Origin of the sequence: Edwardsiella tarda ATCC 15947 = NBRC 105688, from assembly GCF_003113495.2 — a bacterium.
In the GTDB taxonomy this organism is placed as follows: Bacteria; Pseudomonadota; Gammaproteobacteria; order Enterobacterales; family Enterobacteriaceae; genus Edwardsiella; species Edwardsiella tarda.
The window spans coordinates 3,441,756-3,464,657 of the sequence record NZ_CP084506.1 but is presented as its reverse complement, the minus strand read 5'-3'; the positions used below and the strand labels follow the sequence as shown (position 1 = coordinate 3,464,657).

The following is a 22,902-nucleotide window of genomic DNA, read 5'->3' as shown; positions in this document are numbered from 1 at the left end:
GGCGCGGCGGTAACGAAAGAAGAATGATACAGTGAAAGTGTTAACTGTTTTTGGCACGCGCCCCGAGGCCATCAAAATGGCGCCGTTGGTGCAAGCCCTTGCCGCCGATGCGGCGTTCGAGGCGCGCGTCTGTGTCACCGCCCAGCATCGGGAAATGCTGGATCAGGTGCTTGGCTTGTTCCACATTACCCCCGACTATGATCTGAATATCATGCAGCCGGGGCAGGATTTGAGCGATATTACCTGCCGTATTCTCAGTGGCCTTAAGCCGGTACTGGCCGATTTTCGCCCTGACCTGGTGATGGTCCATGGTGATACCACTACGACTCTGGCGGCCAGCTTGGCCGCCTTTTACCAACGTATCCCTGTCGCCCATGTGGAGGCAGGATTACGTACGGGTAACCTCTATTCTCCCTGGCCTGAGGAGGCTAATCGCACGCTGACCGGCCATTTAGCTCGGTTTCATTTTGCACCGACCTCGACGGCTCGCGCGAACCTATTGCGTGAAGGGGTCGATGCACAGCATGTCTATCTGACGGGAAACAGTGTGGTAGACGCCTTGCTATGGGTGCGCGACAAGATCCAAAGCGATGCCGTCTTACAGGCGCGCCTGGCGGCGAATTACCCCTTTCTGCAGGCGGATCGTCCCTTGCTATTAGTGACTGGCCATCGTCGGGAGAGTTTCGGTGGGGGATTCGAACGTATCTGTACGGCCTTAGCGCAGATTGCGCATCGTCACCCGCAGTTACAGGTGGTCTATCCCGTGCACCTGAATCCCAATGTCAGCGAGCCGGTTAATCGCATTCTGCGTGATATCGCGAACGTCTTCTTGATTCCGCCGCAAGATTATCTGCCGTTTGTCTATCTGATGGAGCGTGCCCGGATGATCCTCACGGACTCGGGTGGCATTCAGGAGGAGGCGCCTTCGCTAGGTAAGCCGGTGCTGGTGATGCGCGATACCACCGAACGGCCGGAGGCAGTGGAGGCGGGAACGGTACGCCTGGTAGGGACGGATGCGGCAACGATCGTCACACAGGTGGGTCAACTGCTGAATGATGAGCAGCAATATCGGGCGATGAGCCATGCCACCAATCCTTACGGCGATGGACACGCCTGCCAGCGTATTTTGGACGTATTGAAAAATTATCGGGCAACATTATGAGTTTTAATACTATCTCCGTTATTGGCCTGGGTTATATCGGTTTACCGACGGCGGTGGCATTCGCCGGCTGCCAAAAGCAGGTTATCGGCGTCGACGTCAATCAGCACGCGGTCGAGACCATCAATCGCGGCGAGATCCATATCGTCGAGCCCGATCTGGATCGGGCGGTGAAACGGGCGGTGGAGGGGGGCTTCCTGCGCGCAGTGCTGCGTCCCGAGCCCGCCGATGCCTTTCTGATTGCTGTCCCGACGCCGTTTAAGGGCGAGCATGAGCCGGATCTGTGTTATGTCGAGGCGGCGGTGCGCTCGATTGCACCGGTATTGAAGCCTGGCGATCTGGTGATCCTCGAGTCGACGTCACCGGTAGGTACCACCGAGCAAATGTGTACGTGGTTGGCCGAATGCCGACCAGATCTGCGCTTTCCTCATCAGGCGGGTGAACAGGCGGATATCCGTGTTGCCTACTGCCCCGAGCGTGTGCTGCCGGGGAAGATCATGCTGGAGTTGCTGCGTAATGATCGGGTGATCGGTGGCATGACGCCCGCCTGTTCGACACAGGCCAGCGAGCTATATAAGCTGTTTCTCGAAGGCGAATGCGTGGAGACGAATGCCCGTACCGCCGAGATGTGCAAACTGACCGAAAACAGCTTTCGCGACGTCAATATCGCCTTCGCTAATGAACTGTCCCTGATCTGTGATGCCCAAGGGATCGATGTCTGGCAATTGATTGCCTTGGCGAACCGCCATCCGCGCGTCAACATTCTGCAACCGGGGCCGGGCGTCGGTGGCCACTGTATCGCCGTCGACCCGTGGTTTATCGTGGCGCAAAATCCGCAGTTGGCGCGGCTAATCCATACGGCGCGTCTGGTGAATGACGGTAAACCCCTGTGGGTGGTCGATCGGGTCAAGGCGGCGTTGGCCGATTGCCTGGCGACCGAGGACAAGCGAGCCTCGGAGGTGACCATCGCCTGCTTCGGTCTGGCCTTCAAGCCCGACATCGATGATCTGCGAGAGAGTCCGGCGATGGAGATCGCCGAGATGGTGGCGCAATGGCACAGCGGCCGCACCCTGGTGGTCGAGCCTAACATTCAGCAGTTACCGGCGCGTCTGGCCGGTCTGGCGCAGTTAGTCGATGGCAGCACGGCGTTAGCCCAGGCGGACGTCGTGGTGTTGTTGGTAGATCATCAGCCGTTCCGTGCGTTGGCGCCGCAGGCGGCGAGCCAACGCTTCGTGGTCGATACCAAGGGGGTATGGCGGTGAGACGCATTCTGGTTACCGGTGGTGCCGGTTTCATCGGCTCTGCCGTGGTTCGTCATATCATCGCGCAGACGAGCGACAGCGTGGTGGTGGTCGATAAGCTGACCTACGCCGGTAATCTGGCCTCGTTGGCACCGGTGGCACAGAGCGATCGTTATGCATTCGAACGGGCCGACATTGGCGATCGCGCGGCGATGGATCGGATCTTGGCGCAGTATCAGCCGGACGCGATCATGCACCTGGCCGCGGAGAGCCATGTCGATCGTTCAATCGATGGGCCGGCCGCGTTCATCCAGACCAATATCGTGGGTACTTATACCCTATTGGAGGCGGCACGGGCCTACTGGATCACCCTGCCGGCGACACGGCGCGCAGCTTTCCGCTTTCACCATATCTCGACCGACGAGGTGTACGGCGATCTGCAGGGGCCGCAGGATCTGTTTCGTGAGGATACCCCTTATGCGCCGAGCAGTCCCTACTCTGCCTCGAAGGCATCCAGCGATCATCTGGTGCGAGCCTGGCTGCGTACCTATGGGTTACCGGTGCTGGTCACCAACTGCTCCAACAATTACGGTCCCTACCATTTCCCCGAGAAGCTGATCCCATTGACCATTATCAATGCCTTGGCGGGTAAGCCTCTGCCGGTATATGGCAATGGGTTACAGGTGCGCGACTGGCTGTATGTCGAGGATCACGCTCGCGCCCTCTACCGTGTGGTGACGGCAGGCAAGGTGGGCGAGACTTACAACATCGGTGGGCATAACGAGCGACGCAATATTGATGTGGTGACGACGTTATGCGCGTTATTACAAGAGATGGTGCCGCAGACGCCTGCCGGTGTGGCGCGTTACGCCGATCTGATCACCTATGTGACGGATCGTCCCGGGCATGATCTGCGTTATGCGATCGATGCCAGTAAGATCGAGCGCGAGTTAGGCTGGCGCCCCGAGGAGACCTTTGAGAGCGGCATTCGCAAGACGGTGGCCTGGTATCTGGCGAACGTCCCCTGGTGGCGCGCGGTGATGGATGGCTCCTATGCCGGAGAGCGGCTGGGGCTGGTCTAATAGCCTGTGCCATTAGGCTATTTTATTTGCCATTTTGGTCTTGGGCCGTGCTCACCAAAAACGTAACAACGTGTTGAACGCCCTTCAGGGCGGCGTGATGGGTGAGCGAAGCGAATAATCCTCACGTACTGCGTGTACGCTCCGGTTGTTGCGCGCTGTCCGTGTCTAAACTGGCGGCAACACTATACGCCTACTGGGATAGGCTCTAAGACTCCCGCGCGTCGTCGCCGTGATGGCGCGCGGTCGCACGCGAAGAGAAGGATCAGGCATGAAAGGCATTATTCTGGCGGGAGGATCGGGTACCCGCCTCTATCCCATAACGCGCGGCGTCTCTAAGCAGCTGCTGCCGATCTACGATAAACCGATGATCTATTATCCGCTATCGGTGCTGATGTTGGCGGGGATCCGGGAGATCCTGCTGATCAGTACCCCTCAGGATCTGCCGGCATTTCAACGTTTGTTGGGGGACGGTCGCGATTTCGGTATTCACTTGCAGTATGCCGAGCAGCCACGCCCCGAAGGGTTGGCTCAGGCCTTCTTAATCGGTGAGTCGTTTCTGGCCGGAGACAGCTGTTGCCTGGTGTTGGGAGACAATATCTTCTTTGGGCAGGGCTTCAGCCCCAAGCTGCGCCAGGTGGCGCAGCGTCAACAGGGAGCGACGGTATTCGGTTACCAGGTGATGGATCCAGAGCGTTTCGGTGTGGTCGAGTTTGACGAGGATTTCCGTGCGCGCTCCATCGAGGAGAAGCCGGTTCAGCCACGCTCTAACTGGGCCGTGACCGGGCTGTATTTCTACGATGCTCAGGTGGTGGAGTTCGCGCGTCAGGTGACGCCATCACCGCGTGGCGAGCTGGAGATCACCAGCATTAACCAGATGTATCTGCAACGCGATGCGCTCAGCGTCGAGTTGTTAGGGCGAGGCTTCGCCTGGCTGGATACGGGGACTCACGATAGCTTGCTGGAGGCCAGCGCCTTCGTCCAGACGGTAGAGAAGCGTCAGGGGTTCAAGATTGCCTGCCTCGAGGAGATCGCCTGGCGTAACGGTTGGCTGGATGATCAGGGGGTGGCGCGCGCCGCCGACGCCTTGGCTAAGACCGCCTATGGCACCTATCTACGGGAGTTGTTGCATGTCCGTCCACGCCAATATTGAGCCGTTGGCGTGGGAAAGCGCCTTCTTCGCCCTACACACCGGGCGGCTGAGTTTCTGTGATCAGGCGCCCCCGTTACAGGCGGCGGCGTGCGATGCCTACCAGTTGGTACAGGCTAAGGTGCCTGCCGACGATCTGGCGTGTTGCGATGCACTGTATGCCCTGGGGTTTCGCCTCGCGGAGGGCGAGGTGGATTTTGTGTTGTCGCCGCAGGCGGCAGCACCGTCCGGCCGGCAGCGTCCGGCGCAAGCCGACGATTGCCTGTGGCTGCGCGCCTTGGCGCGCGAGGCCTTTGCCTTGAGCCGCTTTCGCACCCCTTGGTATCAACCACAGGATAGCGGCCGCTTCTATGCCGAATGGGTGGAGAAGGCGGTGTATGGCACCTTTGACCACGCATGCCTATTGGCATTAGATGATACGGGTGCCCCGCAGGGTTTCGTGACGTTACGGGCACTGGACGCGGGCGAGGCTCGCATCGGTTTACTGGCGGTCGATCGCGCGGCATCACGGCGTGGCGTTGGGCGACGCCTGGTGGCGCAGGCGCAGGCTTGGTGCCATGCACAGCAGTTGTCGCGGTTGTCTGTTGCCACCCAGGTCGGCAACCTCGCGGCGCAACGTCTCTACCTTGGTTGCGGTGCGCGCGTGGACGCGACCGCCTATTGGTTGTACCGATAACTTTCTCTAGGTGAACACAATGATCCCATTTAATGCGCCTCCGGTCACCGGTAGCGAGTCCGATTATATGCAGGCGGCGATGGCCAGCGGCAAGTTGTGCGGCGACGGTGGTTTTACGCGGCGTTGCCAGCAGTGGATGGAACAGCGCTTCGCGAGCGCTAAGGTGTTGTTGACGCCCTCCTGCACCGCGTCATTGGAGATGGCGGCGCTGCTGTTGGATATCCAACCCGGCGATGAGGTGATCATGCCGAGCTTCACCTTCGTCTCGACGGCGAATGCCTTCGTATTGCGTGGCGCGCGTATCGTCTTCGTCGACATACGCCCCGATACGATGAACATCGATGAGACGCTGATCGAGGCGGCGATCACGGAGAAAACCCGTGCCATCGTGCCGGTACATTACGCCGGCGTCGCTTGCGAGATGGATACCATCATGGCGCTGGCGCAGCAGTACGGCCTGTATGTGGTCGAGGATGCGGCGCAAGGGGTGATGGCGACCTATAAGGGCCGGGCGTTGGGTACCATCGGCCATATCGGCTGTTATAGTTTCCACGAGACCAAGAACTACACCGCTGGCGGCGAAGGTGGGGCGACGCTGATCAACGATGCGACGCTGATCGAGCGGGCGGAGATCATTCGTGAGAAGGGCACCAACCGTAGTCAGTTCTTTCGTGGTCAGGTCGATAAGTACACTTGGCGCGATATCGGTTCCAGTTACCTGATGTCCGATTTACAGGCCGCCTATCTGTGGGCGCAACTGGAGGTCGCCGAGCGTATTAATCAGCGGCGCTTGCAACTCTGGCAGAACTATCATGATGCCTTGGCGCCGTTGGCTGCCGCGGGGCGCTTAACCCTGCCGACCATCCCGGCGGAGTGTCAGCATAACGCCCATATGTTCTATCTCAAGCTGCGCGACGAGGCGCAACGTGGCGCACTGATCGACTTCCTGAAAGAGGCGGAGATCATGGCGGTATTCCACTATATCCCCTTGCATAGCAGCCCTGGTGGGGCGCGCTTTGGCCGTTTCACCGGTGAGGATCGTTACACTACGCGTGAGAGCGAGCGCCTGGTGCGTCTGCCGCTGTTTTATAACCTGCCGGAGGTTAACCAGCGTACCGTGATCAACAGTATTTTGAGCTTCTTCCGCTGATGTCTCTGGCACGCGCATCGTTGTGGACTGCCGGTTCGACGCTGATCAAGATCGGTGCCGGGCTGGTGGTGGTGAAGCTGTTGGCCGTGGCCTTCGGTCCGGTTGGGGTCGGGCAGGCAGCGAACTTTCGTCAAGTGATCACCGTACTGGGGGTCTTGTCCGGCGCCGGTATCTTCAACGGTATCACCAAGTATGTGGCGGAGTATCGTCAGCAGCCCGAGAAGCTCCATCCGCTGCTGGGTACGGCCTCGACGATGATCCTCGCGTTCTCCTTGCTGCTGGCCTTGATCTTCGTGGCGGCAGCCCGGCCGATCAGCGAGGCGCTGTTCGGCGATGGACGTTATCAGGCGGTGATCCGTCTGCTGGCTCTGCTACAGATGGGTATCGCTTGCAGTAACTACGGCTTGGCGGTGATCAAAGGGTATCGCGATGCGCGTGGTAATGCCCTGGCGGTGGCGGGTGGCAGCCTACTCGGCGTCGCCGCTTACGCGCTGAGCTACCTGCTGGGGGGGTATCGTGGAGCGCTGGCCGGCTTAGCCTTGGTCCCTGCCGTCGCCATGCTGCCAGCCCTATGGGTGCTGTGGCGACGACGCCATATCCCCTGGCACTATTTCCGTCCTGCTTGGGATCGTGCGTTGGCGACGAGTCTGGGTAAGTTTACCCTGATGGCGTTAATGACGGCGGTGACCATGCCGGTGGCCTATGTCATGATGCGTAACCAGCTGGCGACGCTGTATGGCTGGCAAGCGGTTGGGTTGTGGCAGGGCGTGAGCGGGATCTCCGATGCTTACCTCCAGTTCATCACCGCGTCGTTTAGCGTCTATCTGTTGCCGACCTTGGCCGGCCTACACAGCCGCCAGGCCATCGGACGCGAGATCGGGCGCGCGCTACGCTTCGTCTTGCCGGCCGTCGCCGCGGTCAGCTTTACCGTCTGGTTGCTGCGTGATCTGGTGATCTGGCTGTTGTTATCCGGCCAGTTCAGCGCAATGCGCGATTTGTTCGCCTGGCAGCTAGTCGGTGACGTGTTTAAGGTCGGTGCTTATGTCTTCGGCTATCTGGTGATCGCCAAGGCTTCGCTACGCTTTTACCTACTGTGTGAGCTCAGTCAGTTCCTGTTGTTGACGCTATTCTCGCGTCTGCTGATCCCGCTACATGGGGCGCAGGGCGCCGCACAGGCGTATATGGCGACCTATATTATTTATTTCCTGCTGTGTGGCAGCGTATTCTGGATTTATCGTAAGCGCGCATGACGACATTGATTCACGTATTGGGTGCGGATATTCCCCACCATAACCTGACGCTGTTGCGTTTCTTTGACGAGGTGTTGGCCACAACAGCGGGGGATGCCCCTCGCCGACGCTTTATGGTGGTGGCTCGAGATGCCACGCCGTTCGCGGGGTTGACGCATCTGTCGATCGAGGTCTGGCCTGATAAGCGTGCGTTGGCGCGGGCGCTGGTGGCGCGCGCGCGCGCTGATCGTATGCAGCGTTTCTTCTTGCATGGCCAGTTCAATCCTTGGTTGTGGCTGGCGTTATTGACCGGGGGACTGCAGGCACAGCAGGTGTTGTGGCATGTGTGGGGCGCCGATCTGTATGAAGATGCCGCCGGTTGGAAGTATCGTCTATTCTATCGCATGCGTCGCCTGGCGCAGGGACGGGTGGGGCATCTCTTCGCCACTCTGGGTGATCTGGCGTACTATCGTCAGCGCTACCCGCAGGTAGCCACCTCGCCACTCTATTTCCCCACACGTATGGATCCGGCATTGACCCGTCCACGAGGTGTTCCGCGCACGACGAGCGGACCGTTAACGGTGTTGCTGGGGAACTCGGGCGATCGCAGCAATCGCCATCTGGCGGCGTTACGGTCGTTACATGCCGCCTTCGGCGAGCGGATCCGGGTGATTATCCCATTGGGCTACCCGGCGAATAACCGGGAGTATGTGGGGCAGGTGTGTGCCGAGGCGCAGCGTCTATTCGGCGCTCATGCTACCCCATTGACGTCGCAGCTGGCTTTTGCCGACTATCTAGCGTTGTTGGCAGAGTGCGATCTGGGTTATTTCATCTTTGAACGGCAGCAGGGCATCGGTACGTTGTGTCTGTTGCTACAGCAGGGTATCCCGGTAGTATTGAGTCGGAATAACCCCTTCTGGCACGATCTGGCTGAGCAACAGCTCCCGTTGTTGTTTGACGGTGAGGCGCTGGATGAGGCGGCGGTTCGGGCGGCGCAGCATCAGTTGGCGCAGTGTGACCTGCAACGCGTCGCCTTTTTTAATCCCAATTATATCGAGGGCTGGCAGCAGGCGCTGGCGCTGGGAGAGCGCACATGACGCTGATGCAATTTGCCGGCTTGGCGCTGGTCTACTTCTTCTCACTGCTGTTCGTCGCGTTTTTGACCTACAAAGAGTTTCGCCGGGTACGTTTTAATTTTAACGTATTCTTTTCTTTGCTATTTCTGCTTACTTTCTACTTCGGCTTCCCGTTAACCTGTGCGCTGGTGTTCCGCTTTGAAGTACAGACGGTGCCTACGGAGGATCTGCTGTACGCGTTGCTGTCGGCGACGGCCTTCTACGCCATTTACTACGTTAGCTACAAGACGCGACTGCGTGCCGCGGAGCCTACGATGATACGACAGCGCGCGCCTTGGCTACAGGTCAACCGGGTCGAAGCGCAGTTGATCTGGCTGTTGCTGGCACTGCTGGCTTTAGTAACCGTGACCATCTTCTTTCTTAACAACGGTTTTCTGTTATTCAAACTGCACTCCTATAGTCAGATTTTTTCCAGCAGCGTCTCCGGCGTGGCATTGAAGCGCTTCTTTTACTTTTTTATCCCGGCGATGTTGGTGGTTTACTTCCTGCGTCAAACGCCGCGAGCCTGGTTTTTCTTCCTGGCGAGTACCGTCGCCTTCGGTCTACTGACCTATGTGATTGTCGGCGGGACACGCGCCAATATCATCATCGCTTTCGCCCTGTTCCTGTTTATCGGCATTCAGCGTGGTTGGATCACCCTGTGGATGTTGGCGTTGGCCGGCGTCGTCGGTGTGGTCGGGATGTTCTGGCTGGCGTTGAAACGCTATGGCCTGGCGGTGAGTGGTGATGAGGCGTTGTATACGTTTCTGTACCTGACGCGCGATACCTTCTCCCCCTGGGAAAACCTGGCATTGCTGCTTCAGCACTATAGCCAGATCGACTTTCAGGGGCTGGCACCGATCGCCCGTGATTTCTATGTTTTCATCCCCAGCTGGCTGTGGCCAGATCGTCCCCATTTGGTGCTGAATAGCGCCAACTACTTCACCTGGGAGGTGTTGGATAACCACTCCGGATTGGCTATCTCGCCGACGTTGATCGGCTCGTTAGTCGTGATGGGCGGCGTGGCGTTTATTCCGCTGGGGGCGGTGGCGGTTGGGCTGATCATCAAGTGGTTTGATTGGCTGTACGCGCGCGGACGGGTGGAGGCGAATCGCTATCGTGCGGCGGTGATCCAGGCCTTCTGTTTCGGTGCGGTATTCAACATTATCGTGTTGGCGCGCGAGGGATTGGATGCCTTTGTCTCGCGCGTGGTGTTCTTCTGTATCATTTTTGGCTGCTGCTTATTGTTGGCTAAGCTGTTGTATTGGCTATTCGATGTGGCGGGATTGATCCGTCCGCGTAGGCTAACTGCGAGCGAGGAATGGGCTGCCGTTAAGGGAAAAAACGATGGAGAGTAATCAGGCGATTCCACACTATGACATCCGCGGCATCGATATCTGGGGATTTCGCGACAGCGAGCAGTTTTTACAGCATCTGTTTGCCGAAGGGCGAGTACGGCCGGGGACGTTGGTGGCGATCAATGCCGAGAAGGTGATCACCGCCGAGCAGGATAAGGCGCTCCAGGCGTTGATCGCGGCGGCAGAGTATAAGTATGCCGATGGTATTAGCATCGTGCGGGCGATACGCCGTAAGTATCCGGCGGCACAGGTGAGCCGTATCGCGGGCGCGGATCTCTGGGAGGCGTTGATGCAGCGTGCCGGGGAGTTAGGTGTCCCGGTGTTTCTGGTGGGAGGTCAGCCCGAGGTATTGGCGCAGACCGAAGAGAAGTTGCGCCGTCAGTGGGGGGTTAATATCGTCGGGTCGCAGGATGGTTACTTTCCTGCGGATCAGCGTGAGGCACTGTTTGAGCGCATTCGTACCAGTGGGGCGCAGATCGTGACGGTGGCGATGGGCTCTCCACGCCAGGAGATGGTGATGCGCGATTGTCGGGCTCACTATCCTCAGGCGTTATACATGGGGGTAGGGGGAACCTACGATGTCTTTACCGGGCGGGTGCGCCGAGCGCCACTATTGTGGCGTCGCCTGGGCGTAGAGTGGTTGTATCGTCTGCTCTCCCAACCGACACGCTGGCGCCGTCAGGCGAAGCTGTTGCGTTTCGTCAGCTATTACTATCGCGGTAAGCTCTAGTCTTCCGTGGGGGATGGTGTAGCACCAATAGGGGGAGTGGCCTGTGTAGTGAGGTTTTTTGCGTCAGAATGGGCAAACTGTAATCAAACGCGTTTTTTCTGCAAAAAAGCACTGGACAGGATCGCCTGAAGCCCGTAGTATCCACCCCCGCAACGGCGCTGAGCGCCCGTAGCTCAGCTGGATAGAGCGCTGCCCTCCGGAGGCAGAGGTCTCAGGTTCGAATCCTGTCGGGCGCGCCATTATTTTTTACGGCGTCGGAGCTGCGGTGGTATCATTACCGCGTTAGAAGTACATTGGTGGCTATAGCTCAGTTGGTAGAGCCCTGGATTGTGATTCCAGTTGTCGTGGGTTCGAGTCCCATTAGCCACCCCAGATTAAAGTGGCATGCGAAGGTGGCGGAATTGGTAGACGCGCTAGCTTCAGGTGTTAGTGTCTTAACGGACGTGAGGGTTCAAGTCCCTCTCTTCGCACCACACCCTACTGGGGTATTATAAAATCGGCGAGTAGCGCAGCTTGGTAGCGCAACTGGTTTGGGGCCAGTGGGTCGGAGGTTCGAATCCTCTCTCGCCGACCACCCTCTCTCCTCGCATTGTCGAGGTTTTTTTGTATCTGCGTTTTCTCCTCTTCTCTTTCTACTATCATTTTGTGTTGCCTGCCGTACGTGCGTATGACTCTGCGCGTGTTGGTGATGTGCTGTCATCAAGGCAAAGCGCATCTGATTAACAGATTGATTCTAAATGTTTTTATTCTCAATGGTGCTGTTAGGTGACCATTTTTACACTAGATGTCTCTAATTGGCGACACTTATTCTTTTGTATTTAAATGAAATTTTATTAAGACACCGATAGATGTCGTCATCTGGAGACGACATTGGCGCTGAGCGGCGATGGAGCAATGACCAGTGCTGGCTTTAAATATTGGCATGGTTTATGCAATACTTGGTCTGTAGATGCTCATTCGCCTCCTTATGTTTGCGTAAGCTTCATAAAACTGAGAATGATGCAGAGCCGACTTGTGGTGCCTATGGTCCGAATCATGCTGTCTTTGATCAGCACGCCGCGGACACGTCGTTGAGTGAGGCACCGATCAGTTGTCTTAAGATCTGATTGTCCTTTTTCAACACTTGCCTGCTGGCAGGTGTTTTTTTTGCCAAAAAAAGGCCCGCAATGCGGGCCGAGTTGTGTAACCGTGATGAGTTAGTGCGTGGCATGGTCCTGCTGCAATGTCAGCAATAGGCCATCACGTCGCATCTGAGCCGCTTCCTCGGGGCGATGCAGTTTTTCTAATACATCTGCCAGCCAGGCGTAGTCGTAGGCATCTGGGCGCTGCTTGAGGGCGGCACGTAGTGCATCGGCTGCCGCTTGCCACTCTCCGTGACGCATCAGCAGTTGCCCTAAGGTGCTGTTGAGCAGTGCGCTGGCACCATGCTGGCGGATCTGCTGTTGCAGTAATTTCTCCAATTGCTCCGGTTGGCTCGATTTTAGGCGAGGCATCAGGCGTACCAGACGCTCGTCAAAGCGTCGCTTCAGGCCGTCAACCACCATCTGCTGGGCAGCCAGGTGGTCGTCGCATTCGATCAGGTGTTCGGCCAGCGCGACCTGGAGCGCCGTCTCATGACGGGTCTTACGTCCCTGCGCCTTCCACCACTGTTTCAACCCCTCACTGCCACCATTGGCCATGGCTTGGTCCATCAGGCCGATATAGGCGCGTAGCTGGAGCTTTTCGATCTGTTCATCGCTGTGCTCACCCGCCTTAGCCAGTGCCGGCAGGATCTCCAATAACGGCTCAAAGGCATCGGTGTGTAGATACGCTTGTTCCGCTAAACGTAACACTTGTGGGTGACGCGGAGCATAATTGAGCAGTGCATCCACGCCGTGACGCGCGGCATGGTACTCCTTGCGTGCAAGCTGTAGGCGAACTCGGGTGATGTCGACCGGCAGTTGATCGCTGCCGGCCACTTCGGCAGCCCGCTCCAGATACTGATTGGCGCGCAGTTCATCGCCACGCTGTTGCGCGGCCTCGGCCGCCAACAGATAGTTGACCAGCGGTTGATCGGCATGGTCGGCGTTACGTGCTAGGAGCTTTTCGACTTGGCCGTAGTCGCCTTCGGTCAGTTTGAGTAACCCTTCGCGCGTCTGACGACGGGCGCGACTACGCTTGCGGCCAATAAACCAGCCACGCGTACGGGCACCGGTGCGTAACAGACGACGTAGCAGCCATTCCAGGGCGAACAGTACGACCATCAGTAGCACTAACATGATCACCAGCGAGGTGACGCTCGTCTCGATATTGTAGTTGTCGGTCTGGATCAGCACATACCCCTGATGACCCGCAAACATCGGACCGAGCACGATGCCTGCAATCAGGATGATAAACAGCAACAGAACCTTGAGCATGGTTATTCCCCCTGTGTCGCAGGCGTGGCCGGCGCCGCCATCGGGGCGTTGCTACGGGAGTGTAATAGCTTGTCCAGCAGAGGCTGGCTCTTGAGGGCATCGGGCAATACCATGCTGACGGATTGCTGGCTGAGGGCATCGATCTGATTAAGAAATGCCTTGGTGCTCGGATCGTTGACGTCGAAATAGGCACGTACCCAAGCCGATACGCTCTCTAGCGATTGCTGATAGATTTGGTTCTGGTGGCGCGGCACCGCTTGGGCCGCGATCAGCAGGCGCGAGCGAATGTTCTCACGGAGATAAACATCTTGGTTGGGCGCCAGTAGTGGCTCGTCATTGCTGTCTCGTCGGCGGATGGTAATAAACTCGGAGATAAAGGTGTGCCAGCTTTTCGCCAAGTTTTGTCGCCATTGGCTCAATGAGGCGCTTAGTTCACCGTCATCCTGATCCATCGGCGCTTCGTCGCTGTCGTTGTCGGCCAGGCGTAGATCGTCGACCTGATTGGCTAACTGGTTAAGTTGTAGAATGATGCCGTCAAAGTCGATTTGACCGAGTGCCGATAAGGTGGCGATATCCTCGGTGATCGCCCGGCGGACGCTCAGTAGGCTGGGGTCGTTCATACCAGCCAAGGTGGCATCCGCATTTTTTAGCAGGGCGATGGCGGTGGTCACGTCTTGGTCGCTCCACAGCTTACGTTCGGCCAATTTCACCAGGAAATCAGCTTGGGCCAGTTTCCAGGTCGCCGCATCGTTGCCGGAGATGGCGGCGACCTTCTGCTCTAGCTCCTTCAGCTGTTGTGATTGCGTAGCCTGGAGTTGTTGCGCGATGTCGAGGGCTTTGGTCTGCTTATTCAGCAGGGCTTCTAGCCGCAGTTTCTCTTGCGCTTGCGCCGTATGTAGCGCGCTCAGTTGCTCCTGTAAATTCTGTTCATCGGCGAGTTGGCGCTGTGCCTGCTGGTGGCCATGGTAATAGAGGCCGCCACCGAGGGCGATGACCAACACAATGGCGATAGCGCCCAAAGCCTGGCCGCCCGCGGAGGATTTTTGGGCGGCATGATTGGTCGGCTTACGGGAGCGCTCTTGCGGTTGTGAGGTGTGCGGCTGCTGTGCCGGTTCGCTGGCCGTCTCGGCGTTAGTCGCCTTTTCTGGCGGGGTAGTGGGTTCCGTCATCGTGGCATGTCCCATGGTCAAGTGATCTGTAGCGTGCGCAATAATGCGTCGTTGTTGGCGCTGTCGGCCACCCGGATCTCTTGCCATCCCAGATCGCGGGCGCGTTGCGCTAGGCGTTCGCTGACGACGATGAGTCGGCAGCACAGTAACCAATGCCGCCGATCGTATTCAGGAACTAAATCATAGAGCTGTTGCAGCATTTCACCACTGGTCACCACCAGTGTCGAGATTTTCTGTTGTTGCCAGCGTCGATAGTGATCGCTACCCGGAGGGATACAGGGGCGTCGCTGGTAGCATTCGCATAGTGTGACGGTTACGCCGTGAGCCCGTAGGGTGGCGGCGATCAGCTCGCGTCCACCATTACCGCGTAGGATCAGGGCTCGCCGCGCGTTGAGTGACTGTAGGGCGGGCAGGGCCAGCAGCGCCTCAGACGTCTCACCGTGATCCGGGTAGATCACCGACTGACCACTCGCTGCCTGGAGCGCCTGGGCGGTGGTGTGACCGATAGCGAGGTAGCGTAGCGTCGGCGGCCAGGGGAGCCCCGCGCGTTGTAGCCTGCTACTGGCGTACTGGACGGCGGGGCGTGATACGGCGAGCAGCAGATCACCCGGCGCCAGCTCGGCGAGTCGTTCGGGCAATTGCGCCAGCTGCGCGCCGGGCGCGTAGTCGATCAAGGGGCTGTGCCAGGCCGCCATCCCCGCCGCGCGTAAGCGCTCGACCAGCTGTTCGCCGGCGGGGGAGGGACGGGTGACCAAGATACTCATGACCGTTTACGCTGGCTGTTGGTAAACAGCATCGAGGATGGCGCGCGCCCCACGAGCCAGGAGCTCATCGGCTAAATCGATGCCCATGCTTTCTGCCTGGTGCAATGGGCCGCGGCGTTCGCCGCGAATGATCAGCGAGCCATCCGGGCGGCCCACCAAGGCGCGTAGCCAGAGTTGATCGCCGTCGATTTCAGCGTAACTACCGATGGGGACCTGGCAGCCCCCCTCCAAACGCATATTCATCGCACGCTCGGCGCTGACGCGTAACGCTGTGCTTTCATGATTGAGCGGGGCCAACCATGCGCGGGTCGCCTCGTCTGTCAGGCGGCACTCGATACCCACCGCACCTTGACCGACCGCCGGCAACGACTGCTCCGCCGTCAGTGGGGTACGGATACGTGCTTCCAATTGCAAACGCTTGAGCCCAGCGGCAGCCAGAATAATGGCGTCATATTCGCCAGCATCCAGTTTTGCCAGACGGGTGCCGACATTCCCGCGCAGGTCACGAATCTGGAGATCCGGACGCGCGGCACGCAATTGACATTGGCGTCGCAGGCTGGAGGTCCCAACGATGCTTCCGGGCGGGAGCTGATCCAGTGAGGCGAAGTGGGGGGAGACAAAGGCATCGCGTGGATCTTCGCGCGGGCAGATGGTGACCAGTCCTAACCCATCGGGGAACGCGACTGGCACGTCCTTCATCGAATGGACGGCGATGTCGGCGCGCCCCTCCAACAGAGCCAGTTCCAGCTCCTTGACGAACAGGCCCTTACCACCCACTTTGGCCAGAGGGGTGTCGAGTAGCACGTCGCCGCGTGTGACCATGGGGACCAGCTCTATCGTCAGCTGTGGCCAGTGGGTCAGCAATTGATCCCGGACATAATGTGCCTGCCACAGCGCCAGCGGGCTCTGGCGCGTTGCGATGCGCAGCGTCTGCTGCGCTGCCGTAGTCGTTGATTGCATGTGTATATCCCTCGTTTGCCTGGCCTTCATCCTACCATGTTGCGGCCTGAGCAGGCAGTGTCAGCGCACGGGAGGGGTCGCATCAGTGAGCGGGAAATGCGGGGGAAAAGCGGGAAAGATCAACGACAAGGGAATCTCAACATTCAGTGTGTGGTGTTTCTATCTTTACGGTCAATCGGCAAGGTGTTAAATTGATCACGTTTCCAGCAATTTCCCATCTATCATTACTATTAATAGAACCGTTGTTGGGGGGCATGGAAACGAGTCCCCTTTCGTACACCAGAAAATCAGGCGAAACGTCTTGTACCTCTACATCGAGACACTGAAGCAACGACTGGATGCGATTAACCAACTTCGGGTTGATCGTGCACTGTCGGCGATGGGACCCGCTTTTCAGCAGGTGTATACGCTGCTGCCTACCTTATTGCACTTTCATCATCCGCTGATGCCGGGTTATTTAGAGGGAAGCGTCCCGCATGGGATCTGTTTCTTCAAGCCTGATGCCGCTCAGCAACACTATCTGCACCATATCGAGACGCGTGCGCCGGGTAGTATTCCGCCGGTGACGGGCTCGGATCAACAGCCGATCACCGGGCTGTATACCATGGGTAGCACCTCCTCCATCGGTCAGAGCTGTAGCTCCGATCTGGATATCTGGGTCTGCCATCACTCCTGGTTGGATAACAGTGAGCGCAATCAGCTGCAGCAGAAGTGTCTGCTGCTGGAGAAATGGGCCGCCTCGCTGGGGGTTGAGGTCAGTTTCTTCTTGATCGACGAGAACCGTTTTCGTCATAACGAGAGCGGTAGCCTCGGCGGGGAAGACTGTGGTTCGACGCAACATATTCTCTTGCTCGATGAGTTTTATCGTACCGCTGTTCGCCTGGCGGGTAAGCGTATTCTGTGGAGCATGGTGCCCTGTGAAGAAGAGGGGCACTACGATGAGTATGTGCTCTCACTGTATGCGCAGGGGGCGTTGACACCCAACGAGTGGCTCGATCTCGGTGGGCTGAGTTCGTTGTCTGCTGAAGAGTACTTCGGCGCCAGCCTGTGGCAGTTGTATAAGAGTATCGACTCGCCCTATAAGGCGGTGCTGAAGAGCCTGCTGCTGGAGGCTTACTCTTGGGAGTATCCCAATACCGAACTGTTGGCGATGGATATCAAGAATCGCCTGCATAAGGGAGAGATTGTCTCCTTCGGGCTCGACCCTTACTGCATGATGTTGGAGCGGGTTACCCATTATCTGGAGCAGATCGGTGATCATGCTCGTCTCGATTTAGCGCGTCGCTGCTTCTATCTGAAGGTGTGCGAGAAGATGTCGCGTACTCGCGCTTGCGTGGGCTGGCGGCGGGAGATCCTCAGCCAGTTGGTGGCACAATGGGGCTGGGATGAGGCGTTGATTCGCTCGTTGGATAATCGTGCCAATTGGAAGATTGGCCAGGTGCGTGAGGCACATAACGAGTTGTTGGACGCGATGATGCAGAGTTATCGCAACCTGATCCGTTTCGCTCGGCGCAATAATCTGAGTGTTAGTGCCAGCCCGCAGGATATTGGGGTGTTGACGCGTAAGCTTTACGCCGCCTTCGAGGCGTTGCCGGGTAAGGTGACGCTGGTCAACCCGCAGATCTCGCCGGATCTCTCTGAGGGCGATCTGACTTTTATCTATGTCCCGGTCGGGCGTGCCAATCGCAGCGGCTGGTATCTCTATAACCAGGCTCCGACCATCGACAGTATCGTCAGTCATCAGCCGCTGGAATATAACCGTTACCTTAATAAGCTGGTGGCCTGGGCCTACTTCAATGGTCTGTTGACGTCAGAGACGTGGCTACACTTGAAGGCGAATAGCAGCCAGTGCGATCTGAATAAGCTACGTGAGCTGGTGCGCGATGTGGCGAATCATTTCCCGTTGCGTTTACCTGCACCGACGCCGAAAGCATTGTACAGTCCATGTGAAATCCGTCACTTAGCGATTATCGTCAACCTGGAGCATGATCCGACCGCCACCTTTAGTAACCAGGTGGTGCACTTCGATTTCCGTCAGTTGGATGTCTTTAGTTTCGGTGAGCAGCAGCAGTGTTTGGTCGGTAGCGTCGATCTGCTGTATCGCAACTCGTGGAATGAGGTGCGTACACTGCACTTTAGCGGTGAGCAGGCGGTGCTGGAGGCGTTGAAGACGATTCTGGGCAAGATGCATCAGGATGCCGCGCCGCCAGAGGCGGTGGAGGTGTTCTGCTACAGTCGTCATCTGCGTGGCCTGATCCGTACGCGCTTGCAGCAACTGGTCTCGGAGTGCATCGATCTGCGTCTCTCCAGCACGCGCCAAGAGCCAGGGCGTTTTAAGGCGGTGCGTGTGGCCGGGCAGACGTGGGGGCTTTTCTTCGAACGTCTGAGCGTCTCGGTACAGAAGCTGGAGAATGCCGTCGAGTTTTACGGTGCTATCTCGAATAACAAATTGCACGGCCTCTCGATGCAGGTAGAGACCGAGCAGGCTCATCTACCGGCGGTCGTCGACGGTTATGCTAGCGAGGGGATCATCCAGTTCTTCTTCGAGGATGGCGAGCGCGACGGCTTTAACATCTATATCCTGGATGAGTCTAATCGGGTCGAGGTCTATCACCATTGTGAAGGAAGTAAAGAGGAGCTGGTACGCGATGTCAGCCGCTTCTACTCTTCGTCACATGACCGTTTCACCTATGGTTCTAGCTTTATCAACTTTAACCTGCCGCAGTTCTACCAGATCGTGACGAAGGATGGACGCGCCCAGGTGATCCCTTTCCGCAGTAAAGCGGTGCCGCCCCCCGTTACGGAGGGGGACGGTGAGGATGCGCCGTGTCAGCGTTTTAAGGTGTATTGACGCTCGACTTACGCCAAGTCGAGTGCCACCGCTACGCCCGCTTGGGCACTGCACGCTTCGTTTAATACCTGGCTGAAGGTGGCCGCGCTGCGTGAACAGCGCCACTGTCCATCGTGATAATCGAAGTGGTAACCGCCGGCGCGGGTCGCCAGCCAGATTTGGTGTAACGGCTCCTGGCGGTTAACCACGATCTTGCTACCATCTTCAAAGCTAAGCGTCATGACGCCGCCGTTGGTTTCACAATCGATGTCGGCATCGTCTTGATAGGCGTCTAGCGCCTCTTCTAACGACTGCATCAGTGCGTCGGCCAACTGGTGAAACTCGCTGTCATTCATAATCATTTCCTATTGCTTTTCAGTATCCAACTGCGATTATAGAAAGCTTGAACTCTGGAATCACAGGCATTAATACAATGAACAGACAATTCCGTAGTGCGCTATTGGTGCTGTGCGCCGCGGCGTTGGGGGGCTGTGGACTGAAAGGGCCGCTCTATTTCCCTCCGCCGCAGCAGGCTCCGGCCGCACAGAAGGCACCGGAGGTCTATAACGTACCGGCGCCGACGCAGGAACCGACCTCGAAGGCGGCGCAGACGGCCCCCGCCGAGGCTGGGAACGCCCACTGATTTTCGCACCGTGTGCCAAGGGTAGACGTTGGCAGGTATTCATCAAGGGGTAGGGACATGCAGTTTGCCAAGATGCACGGGCTGGGTAATGATTTTATGGTGGTGGATGCCGTCACCCAGAACGTTTATTTTTCGCCCGAGTTAATTCGCCGCCTGGCCGACAGGCATACCGGCGTGGGTTTTGACCAACTGTTGGTCGTCGAACCCCCCTATGATCCCGACCTCGACTTCCATTACCGCATCTTCAATGCTGACGGCAGCGAGGTGGCCCAATGCGGCAATGGCGCGCGTTGTTTCGCGCGTTTCGTTCGCATTAAGGGGCTGACGAATCGGCGAGATATCCGGGTCAGTACGCAGAATGGGCGCATGACCTTGCATGTGGATGACGATGAGCGGGTGACGGTCAACATGGGTGAGCCGCAGTTTGACCCTGGACGGATCCCCTTTAAGGCAGCCAAGGCGGAAAAAACCTATATTTTACGTGTAGCGCAGCAGACCGTGCTGTGTGGCGCGGTCTCGATGGGTAACCCTCATTGCGTGTTGCAAGTCGAGGATGTGAGTCAGGCACAGGTCGCCCTGTTAGGCCCCGCGTTGGAGAGCCATGAGCGTTTTCCCGAGCGGGTCAACGTTGGCTTTATGCAGGTGGTAGACCGCGGTTATATCCGCTTACGGGTTTACGAGCGTGGCGCCGGTGAAACGCAGGCGTGTGGCAGCGGTGCGTGCGCGGCGGTGGCGGTAGGGATTCAGCAAGGCTTGCTGGATGAGCAGGTGCGGGTCGAGTTACCTGGCGGAACCCTCCATATCTGTTGGCAGGGGCCGGGTACGCCGTTGTTGATGATCGGGCCGGCCACTCACGTCTATGATGGATTCATCCATTTATAAACGGTAGGTAGCGATGAGTGAAAGCGAGAGCGACAACTGCCGTCAATCAGAACTGGTTGATGCGCAGGTGGTGGCCTATTTGCGGCAACATCCTGATTTTTTTATCCGTAATGCCCGTCAGGTCGAGCAGATGGTCATCCCGCACCCGGTGCGTGGTGCCGTGTCGTTGCTGGAGTGGCAGTTGGGGCGCCAGCGTCGACAGATTGCGGCGTTGGATCGGGAGATCGAGCAGCTCATCGAACTGGCGCGGGACAATGAACGTCTATTTGGCGGCCTGTTGACGCTGCAAAGTCAATTGGCGTCGGCGCCGACGTTGGATGACTTCCTACAGCGTCTGCAGCGTTGGGCGCGCTCGTTGGGCTTGTCGGGGGCCTATGTGCGGTTATTCTCCGACCGTTGGCGTCTGAGCGCGCCATCGCGTTTCACTGATCTGGCGATCGCCCGGTCAGAGGTGGAGTTATTGCGTATCCAACGTTTGGGCGATGCTAACCACTATCTGGGCACACTCAACGGTCAGGAGCTATTGCTCCTGTTGCCGCAGGCGCATCATGTCGGCTCGGTGGCGCTGTCATTGATGGGCGATTTCGCGGACCTAGGGCTGCTGATCTTCACCAGCGCCGATGCGCAGCACTATCAGCAAGGGATGGGGACTGAATTGTTAGCACAGTTAGCCCGCCTGCTTCCCCCGATGTTGACGCGTTGGATCGAACGGCAATGAGCAGTTCGGCTGAGACGTTGAATGCGCCGGTGTCGGCGTTTCTGCAAATGTTGCGTGTCGAGCGGCAGCTTAGCCCGCGTACCGTTGATACCTATCGTCGTCAACTGGCGGCGATTATCGCGTTGTTGCAGGAGTCTGGCGTCACGGATTGGCTTGCCCTGGATAGTGCCAGGGTGCGGGCCTTGGTCGCCCGTAGTCGCCGTCAGGGACTGGAGCCGGCCAGCCTGGCGTTACGGCTATCGGCATTGCGTAGTTTTCTCGACTGGCAAGTCAGCTGCGGCGCGTTGGCGGCTAATCCCGCCAAAGGTGTCGCCGCACCGCGCCAGGGGCGCCATCTGCCGAAGAATCTGGATGTGGATGACGTCAATCGTCTGTTAGCGATCGACGAAAGCGACACGCTGGCGGTACGCGATAGGGCGATGTTGGAGTTGATGTATGGCGGCGGCTTGCGTCTGTCGGAGTTGGTGGGGTTAGACTGCCGCCACCTCGATCTGGCGACGGGTGAGGTGTGGGTGTTGGGTAAGGGCAGCAAGGAGCGGCGATTGCCGATAGGGCGAGAGGCGGTTCGCTGGGTCGAGAAGTGGTTGGCGCTTCGTATCGCATTACAGCCGCAGGACGATGCCCTGTTTATTTCCAGTCGAGGAGGGCGGATCTCGCCACGCAACGTACAGAAGCGTTTTGCGGAGTGGGGCGTGAAGCAGGGTGTCACCAGCCATATTCATCCACATAAACTGCGTCACTCCTTTGCCACGCATCTCTTGGAGTCCAGCGGCGATCTGCGCGCGGTACAGGAGCTGCTGGGACACGCCAATCTTTCGACGACGCAAATCTATACCCATCTCGACTTTCAGCATCTGGCTAACGTGTATGATGCGGCCCATCCCCGCGCGAAAAGAGGGAAAACCTGATGCATTTCTACCGTGCTGTGCAGCGCCCCGCGGCGTTGACTTTCGATCTGGACGATACGCTGTATGACAACCATCCGGTGATCGTGCGTAGCGAGCAGGCGGCGCTCGACTTTTTACGCCATCGTTTTGCTCCGTTGCAGGATTTCCAGAGCGCTGATTGGCAGCGGCTGCGTGCCGAACTGCGTGCCAGCGATCCGGAAATCTACCATGATGTGACTCAATGGCGTTGGCGCGCGGTACATGAGGCGCTATGGCGTGGTGGGCTCTCGCCGCAGGCGTGTCGCCGAGGTGCCGATGAGGCGCTGGCGCACTTCGCCGAGTGGCGTAGCCGCATCGAGGTCCCCGATGAGACCCATCGGGTCTTGGGATTGTTGGCTCAACAACTGCCGTTGGTGGCGATCACGAATGGTAACGCCGACCCGGCGCGCTGTGGCCTGGGCGACTATTTTCGCTTCGTATTACGCGCGGGCCCGGATGGGCGCGCCAAACCTTACGGTGACATGTATCTGGCTGCGGCTCGTCGTTTGCGGCTGGCTCCCGGGCAGTTACTGCATGTCGGTGATGACTTGACGACCGATGTCGCTGGCGCGGTGCGTAGTGGCGTACAGGCATGTTGGATCAACGATCGGGCCCGCTCGCTGATGCAGGCCGCCTATGGCCGCCTGTTGCCCCATGTCGAGATTTCCCGGTTGGCTTCGCTGCTCGCACTGCTATAATTCCCGACAGAATCTGTATAAATCTCCAG

Annotated in this window: 21 protein-coding genes and 4 tRNA genes; 20 read left to right on the top strand and 5 right to left on the bottom strand. The window is 58.2% G+C overall.

What is annotated here, in order from left to right; translation table 11 throughout:
* Positions 1-31 precede the first annotated feature (31 nt).
* The 14 genes from wecB (at position 32) to DCL27_RS15975 (ending at position 11,461) form a co-directional block, all read left to right on the top strand.
* Positions 32-1,162 (top strand): non-hydrolyzing UDP-N-acetylglucosamine 2-epimerase, encoded by a 1,131-nt coding sequence (wecB, locus tag DCL27_RS16040; protein ID WP_035597561.1) that lies wholly within the window; start codon positions 32-34, stop codon positions 1,160-1,162.
* On the top strand, positions 1,159-2,421 hold the full coding sequence (gene wecC, locus DCL27_RS16035; protein ID WP_005297118.1) for a UDP-N-acetyl-D-mannosamine dehydrogenase: 1,263 nt from the start codon (positions 1,159-1,161) through the stop codon (positions 2,419-2,421). Before wecB ends, wecC begins: the two co-directional genes overlap by 4 nt.
* Complete coding sequence (gene rffG / locus DCL27_RS16030) at positions 2,418-3,482, top strand: dTDP-glucose 4,6-dehydratase (protein ID WP_035595384.1); 1,065 nt, start codon at positions 2,418-2,420, stop codon at positions 3,480-3,482. The genes wecC and rffG overlap by 4 nt, the downstream gene beginning before the upstream one ends.
* A 268-nt stretch (positions 3,483-3,750) precedes the next feature.
* Entirely contained in the window at positions 3,751-4,632 is an 882-nt protein-coding gene (rfbA, locus tag DCL27_RS16025) for a glucose-1-phosphate thymidylyltransferase RfbA (RefSeq protein ID WP_035600429.1), read from the top strand.
* Positions 4,610-5,305: a dTDP-4-amino-4,6-dideoxy-D-galactose acyltransferase gene (rffC, locus tag DCL27_RS16020; RefSeq protein WP_005290169.1), complete on the top strand. Its 696-nt coding sequence runs from the start codon at positions 4,610-4,612 to the stop codon at positions 5,303-5,305. The genes rfbA and rffC overlap by 23 nt, the downstream gene beginning before the upstream one ends.
* 19 nt (positions 5,306-5,324) lie before the next feature.
* Positions 5,325-6,455, top strand: a complete 1,131-nt coding sequence (gene rffA / locus DCL27_RS16015; protein ID WP_035600427.1) for a dTDP-4-amino-4,6-dideoxygalactose transaminase — start codon at positions 5,325-5,327, stop codon at positions 6,453-6,455.
* Positions 6,455-7,705, top strand: a complete 1,251-nt coding sequence (wzxE, locus tag DCL27_RS16010) for a lipid III flippase WzxE (protein ID WP_035600425.1) — start codon at positions 6,455-6,457, stop codon at positions 7,703-7,705. The genes rffA and wzxE overlap by 1 nt, the downstream gene beginning before the upstream one ends.
* A complete protein-coding gene (locus tag DCL27_RS16005) occupies positions 7,702-8,781 on the top strand; it encodes a TDP-N-acetylfucosamine:lipid II N-acetylfucosaminyltransferase (protein WP_035600423.1) in 1,080 nt (359 codons plus the stop codon). Before wzxE ends, DCL27_RS16005 begins: the two co-directional genes overlap by 4 nt.
* Complete coding sequence (wzyE, locus tag DCL27_RS16000) at positions 8,778-10,157, top strand: ECA oligosaccharide polymerase (RefSeq protein WP_005290177.1); 1,380 nt, start codon at positions 8,778-8,780, stop codon at positions 10,155-10,157. Before DCL27_RS16005 ends, wzyE begins: the two co-directional genes overlap by 4 nt.
* Positions 10,147-10,887, top strand: coding sequence for a lipopolysaccharide N-acetylmannosaminouronosyltransferase (wecG, locus tag DCL27_RS15995; protein ID WP_005290179.1), 741 nt, complete (start codon positions 10,147-10,149; stop codon positions 10,885-10,887). Before wzyE ends, wecG begins: the two co-directional genes overlap by 11 nt.
* A 162-nt stretch (positions 10,888-11,049) precedes the next feature.
* Positions 11,050-11,126: transfer RNA gene (locus tag DCL27_RS15990), tRNA-Arg, on the top strand.
* A gap of 57 nt (positions 11,127-11,183) precedes the next feature.
* Positions 11,184-11,259, top strand: a tRNA-His gene (locus tag DCL27_RS15985).
* 14 nt (positions 11,260-11,273) lie between these two features.
* Positions 11,274-11,360: transfer RNA gene (locus tag DCL27_RS15980), tRNA-Leu, on the top strand.
* A gap of 24 nt (positions 11,361-11,384) precedes the next feature.
* Positions 11,385-11,461, top strand: a tRNA-Pro gene (locus tag DCL27_RS15975).
* A 622-nt stretch (positions 11,462-12,083) separates the two neighbouring features.
* Here the strand turns inward: DCL27_RS15975 and hemY are convergent.
* From hemY to hemC, 4 genes are read right to left on the bottom strand one after another with little or no spacing between them, the layout of a single operon-like run.
* Positions 12,084-13,283 (bottom strand): protoheme IX biogenesis protein HemY, encoded by a 1,200-nt coding sequence (gene hemY, locus DCL27_RS15970; protein WP_005290184.1) that lies wholly within the window; start codon positions 13,281-13,283, stop codon positions 12,084-12,086.
* A 2-nt stretch (positions 13,284-13,285) separates the two neighbouring features.
* Positions 13,286-14,452, bottom strand: a complete 1,167-nt coding sequence (gene hemX / locus DCL27_RS15965) for a uroporphyrinogen-III C-methyltransferase (protein WP_035598209.1) — start codon at positions 14,450-14,452, stop codon at positions 13,286-13,288.
* A 17-nt stretch (positions 14,453-14,469) separates the two neighbouring features.
* The gene (gene hemD, locus DCL27_RS15960; RefSeq protein WP_005290187.1) at positions 14,470-15,216 is read right to left on the bottom strand and encodes a uroporphyrinogen-III synthase; all 747 of its coding nucleotides are present in this window, start codon (positions 15,214-15,216) and stop codon (positions 14,470-14,472) included.
* Positions 15,217-15,222: 6 nt separating this feature from the next.
* Entirely contained in the window at positions 15,223-16,176 is a 954-nt protein-coding gene (hemC, locus tag DCL27_RS15955; protein ID WP_035598206.1) for a hydroxymethylbilane synthase, read from the bottom strand.
* Between the two features lie 301 nt (positions 16,177-16,477).
* Between hemC and DCL27_RS15950 the strand changes: the two genes are divergently transcribed.
* Positions 16,478-19,027, top strand: coding sequence for a class I adenylate cyclase (locus tag DCL27_RS15950; RefSeq protein WP_035598204.1), 2,550 nt, complete (start codon positions 16,478-16,480; stop codon positions 19,025-19,027).
* An 8-nt stretch (positions 19,028-19,035) separates the two neighbouring features.
* Here the strand turns inward: DCL27_RS15950 and cyaY are convergent, their stop codons facing one another.
* Entirely contained in the window at positions 19,036-19,362 is a 327-nt protein-coding gene (gene cyaY, locus DCL27_RS15945; protein ID WP_005297133.1) for an iron donor protein CyaY, read from the bottom strand.
* 77 nt (positions 19,363-19,439) lie between these two features.
* Between cyaY and lptM the strand changes: the two genes are divergently transcribed.
* The 5 genes from lptM to yigB are packed head-to-tail and all read left to right on the top strand — an operon-like array spanning position 19,440 to position 22,873.
* Entirely contained in the window at positions 19,440-19,649 is a 210-nt protein-coding gene (gene lptM, locus DCL27_RS15940; RefSeq protein ID WP_005290197.1) for an LPS translocon maturation chaperone LptM, read from the top strand.
* A gap of 57 nt (positions 19,650-19,706) precedes the next feature.
* Positions 19,707-20,531, top strand: a complete 825-nt coding sequence (dapF, locus tag DCL27_RS15935) for a diaminopimelate epimerase (protein ID WP_005290199.1) — start codon at positions 19,707-19,709, stop codon at positions 20,529-20,531.
* Positions 20,532-20,544: 13 nt separating this feature from the next.
* Positions 20,545-21,249, top strand: coding sequence for a DUF484 domain-containing protein (locus DCL27_RS15930; RefSeq protein ID WP_005290201.1), 705 nt, complete (start codon positions 20,545-20,547; stop codon positions 21,247-21,249).
* Positions 21,246-22,157, top strand: a complete 912-nt coding sequence (gene xerC, locus DCL27_RS15925) for a tyrosine recombinase XerC (RefSeq protein WP_005290203.1) — start codon at positions 21,246-21,248, stop codon at positions 22,155-22,157. The genes DCL27_RS15930 and xerC overlap by 4 nt, the downstream gene beginning before the upstream one ends.
* Entirely contained in the window at positions 22,157-22,873 is a 717-nt protein-coding gene (yigB, locus tag DCL27_RS15920; protein WP_035598201.1) for a 5-amino-6-(5-phospho-D-ribitylamino)uracil phosphatase YigB, read from the top strand. Before xerC ends, yigB begins: the two co-directional genes overlap by 1 nt.
* Positions 22,874-22,902 lie beyond the last annotated feature (29 nt).

Bases quoted from the DNA above. Each gene is read 5' to 3' on its own strand.
- wecC (WP_005297118.1), top strand. From the start codon at position 1,159: ATGAGTTTTAATACTATCTCCGTTATTGGCCTGGGTTATATCGGTTTA.
- rfbA (WP_035600429.1), top strand. From the start codon at position 3,751: ATGAAAGGCATTATTCTGGCGGGAGGATCGGGTACCCGCCTCTATCCC.
- rffC (WP_005290169.1), top strand. From the start codon at position 4,610: ATGTCCGTCCACGCCAATATTGAGCCGTTGGCGTGGGAAAGCGCCTTC.
- rffA (WP_035600427.1), top strand. From the start codon at position 5,325: ATGATCCCATTTAATGCGCCTCCGGTCACCGGTAGCGAGTCCGATTAT.
- wzxE (WP_035600425.1), top strand. From the start codon at position 6,455: ATGTCTCTGGCACGCGCATCGTTGTGGACTGCCGGTTCGACGCTGATC.
- DCL27_RS16005 (WP_035600423.1), top strand. From the start codon at position 7,702: ATGACGACATTGATTCACGTATTGGGTGCGGATATTCCCCACCATAAC.
- wzyE (WP_005290177.1), top strand. From the start codon at position 8,778: ATGACGCTGATGCAATTTGCCGGCTTGGCGCTGGTCTACTTCTTCTCA.
- wecG (WP_005290179.1), top strand. From the start codon at position 10,147: ATGGAGAGTAATCAGGCGATTCCACACTATGACATCCGCGGCATCGAT.
- hemY (WP_005290184.1), bottom strand. From the start codon at position 13,283: ATGCTCAAGGTTCTGTTGCTGTTTATCATCCTGATTGCAGGCATCGTG.
- hemX (WP_035598209.1), bottom strand. From the start codon at position 14,452: ATGACGGAACCCACTACCCCGCCAGAAAAGGCGACTAACGCCGAGACG.
- hemD (WP_005290187.1), bottom strand. From the start codon at position 15,216: ATGAGTATCTTGGTCACCCGTCCCTCCCCCGCCGGCGAACAGCTGGTC.
- hemC (WP_035598206.1), bottom strand. From the start codon at position 16,176: ATGCAATCAACGACTACGGCAGCGCAGCAGACGCTGCGCATCGCAACG.
- cyaY (WP_005297133.1), bottom strand. From the start codon at position 19,362: ATGAATGACAGCGAGTTTCACCAGTTGGCCGACGCACTGATGCAGTCG.
- lptM (WP_005290197.1), top strand. From the start codon at position 19,440: ATGAACAGACAATTCCGTAGTGCGCTATTGGTGCTGTGCGCCGCGGCG.
- dapF (WP_005290199.1), top strand. From the start codon at position 19,707: ATGCAGTTTGCCAAGATGCACGGGCTGGGTAATGATTTTATGGTGGTG.
- DCL27_RS15930 (WP_005290201.1), top strand. From the start codon at position 20,545: ATGAGTGAAAGCGAGAGCGACAACTGCCGTCAATCAGAACTGGTTGAT.
- xerC (WP_005290203.1), top strand. From the start codon at position 21,246: ATGAGCAGTTCGGCTGAGACGTTGAATGCGCCGGTGTCGGCGTTTCTG.
- yigB (WP_035598201.1), top strand. From the start codon at position 22,157: ATGCATTTCTACCGTGCTGTGCAGCGCCCCGCGGCGTTGACTTTCGAT.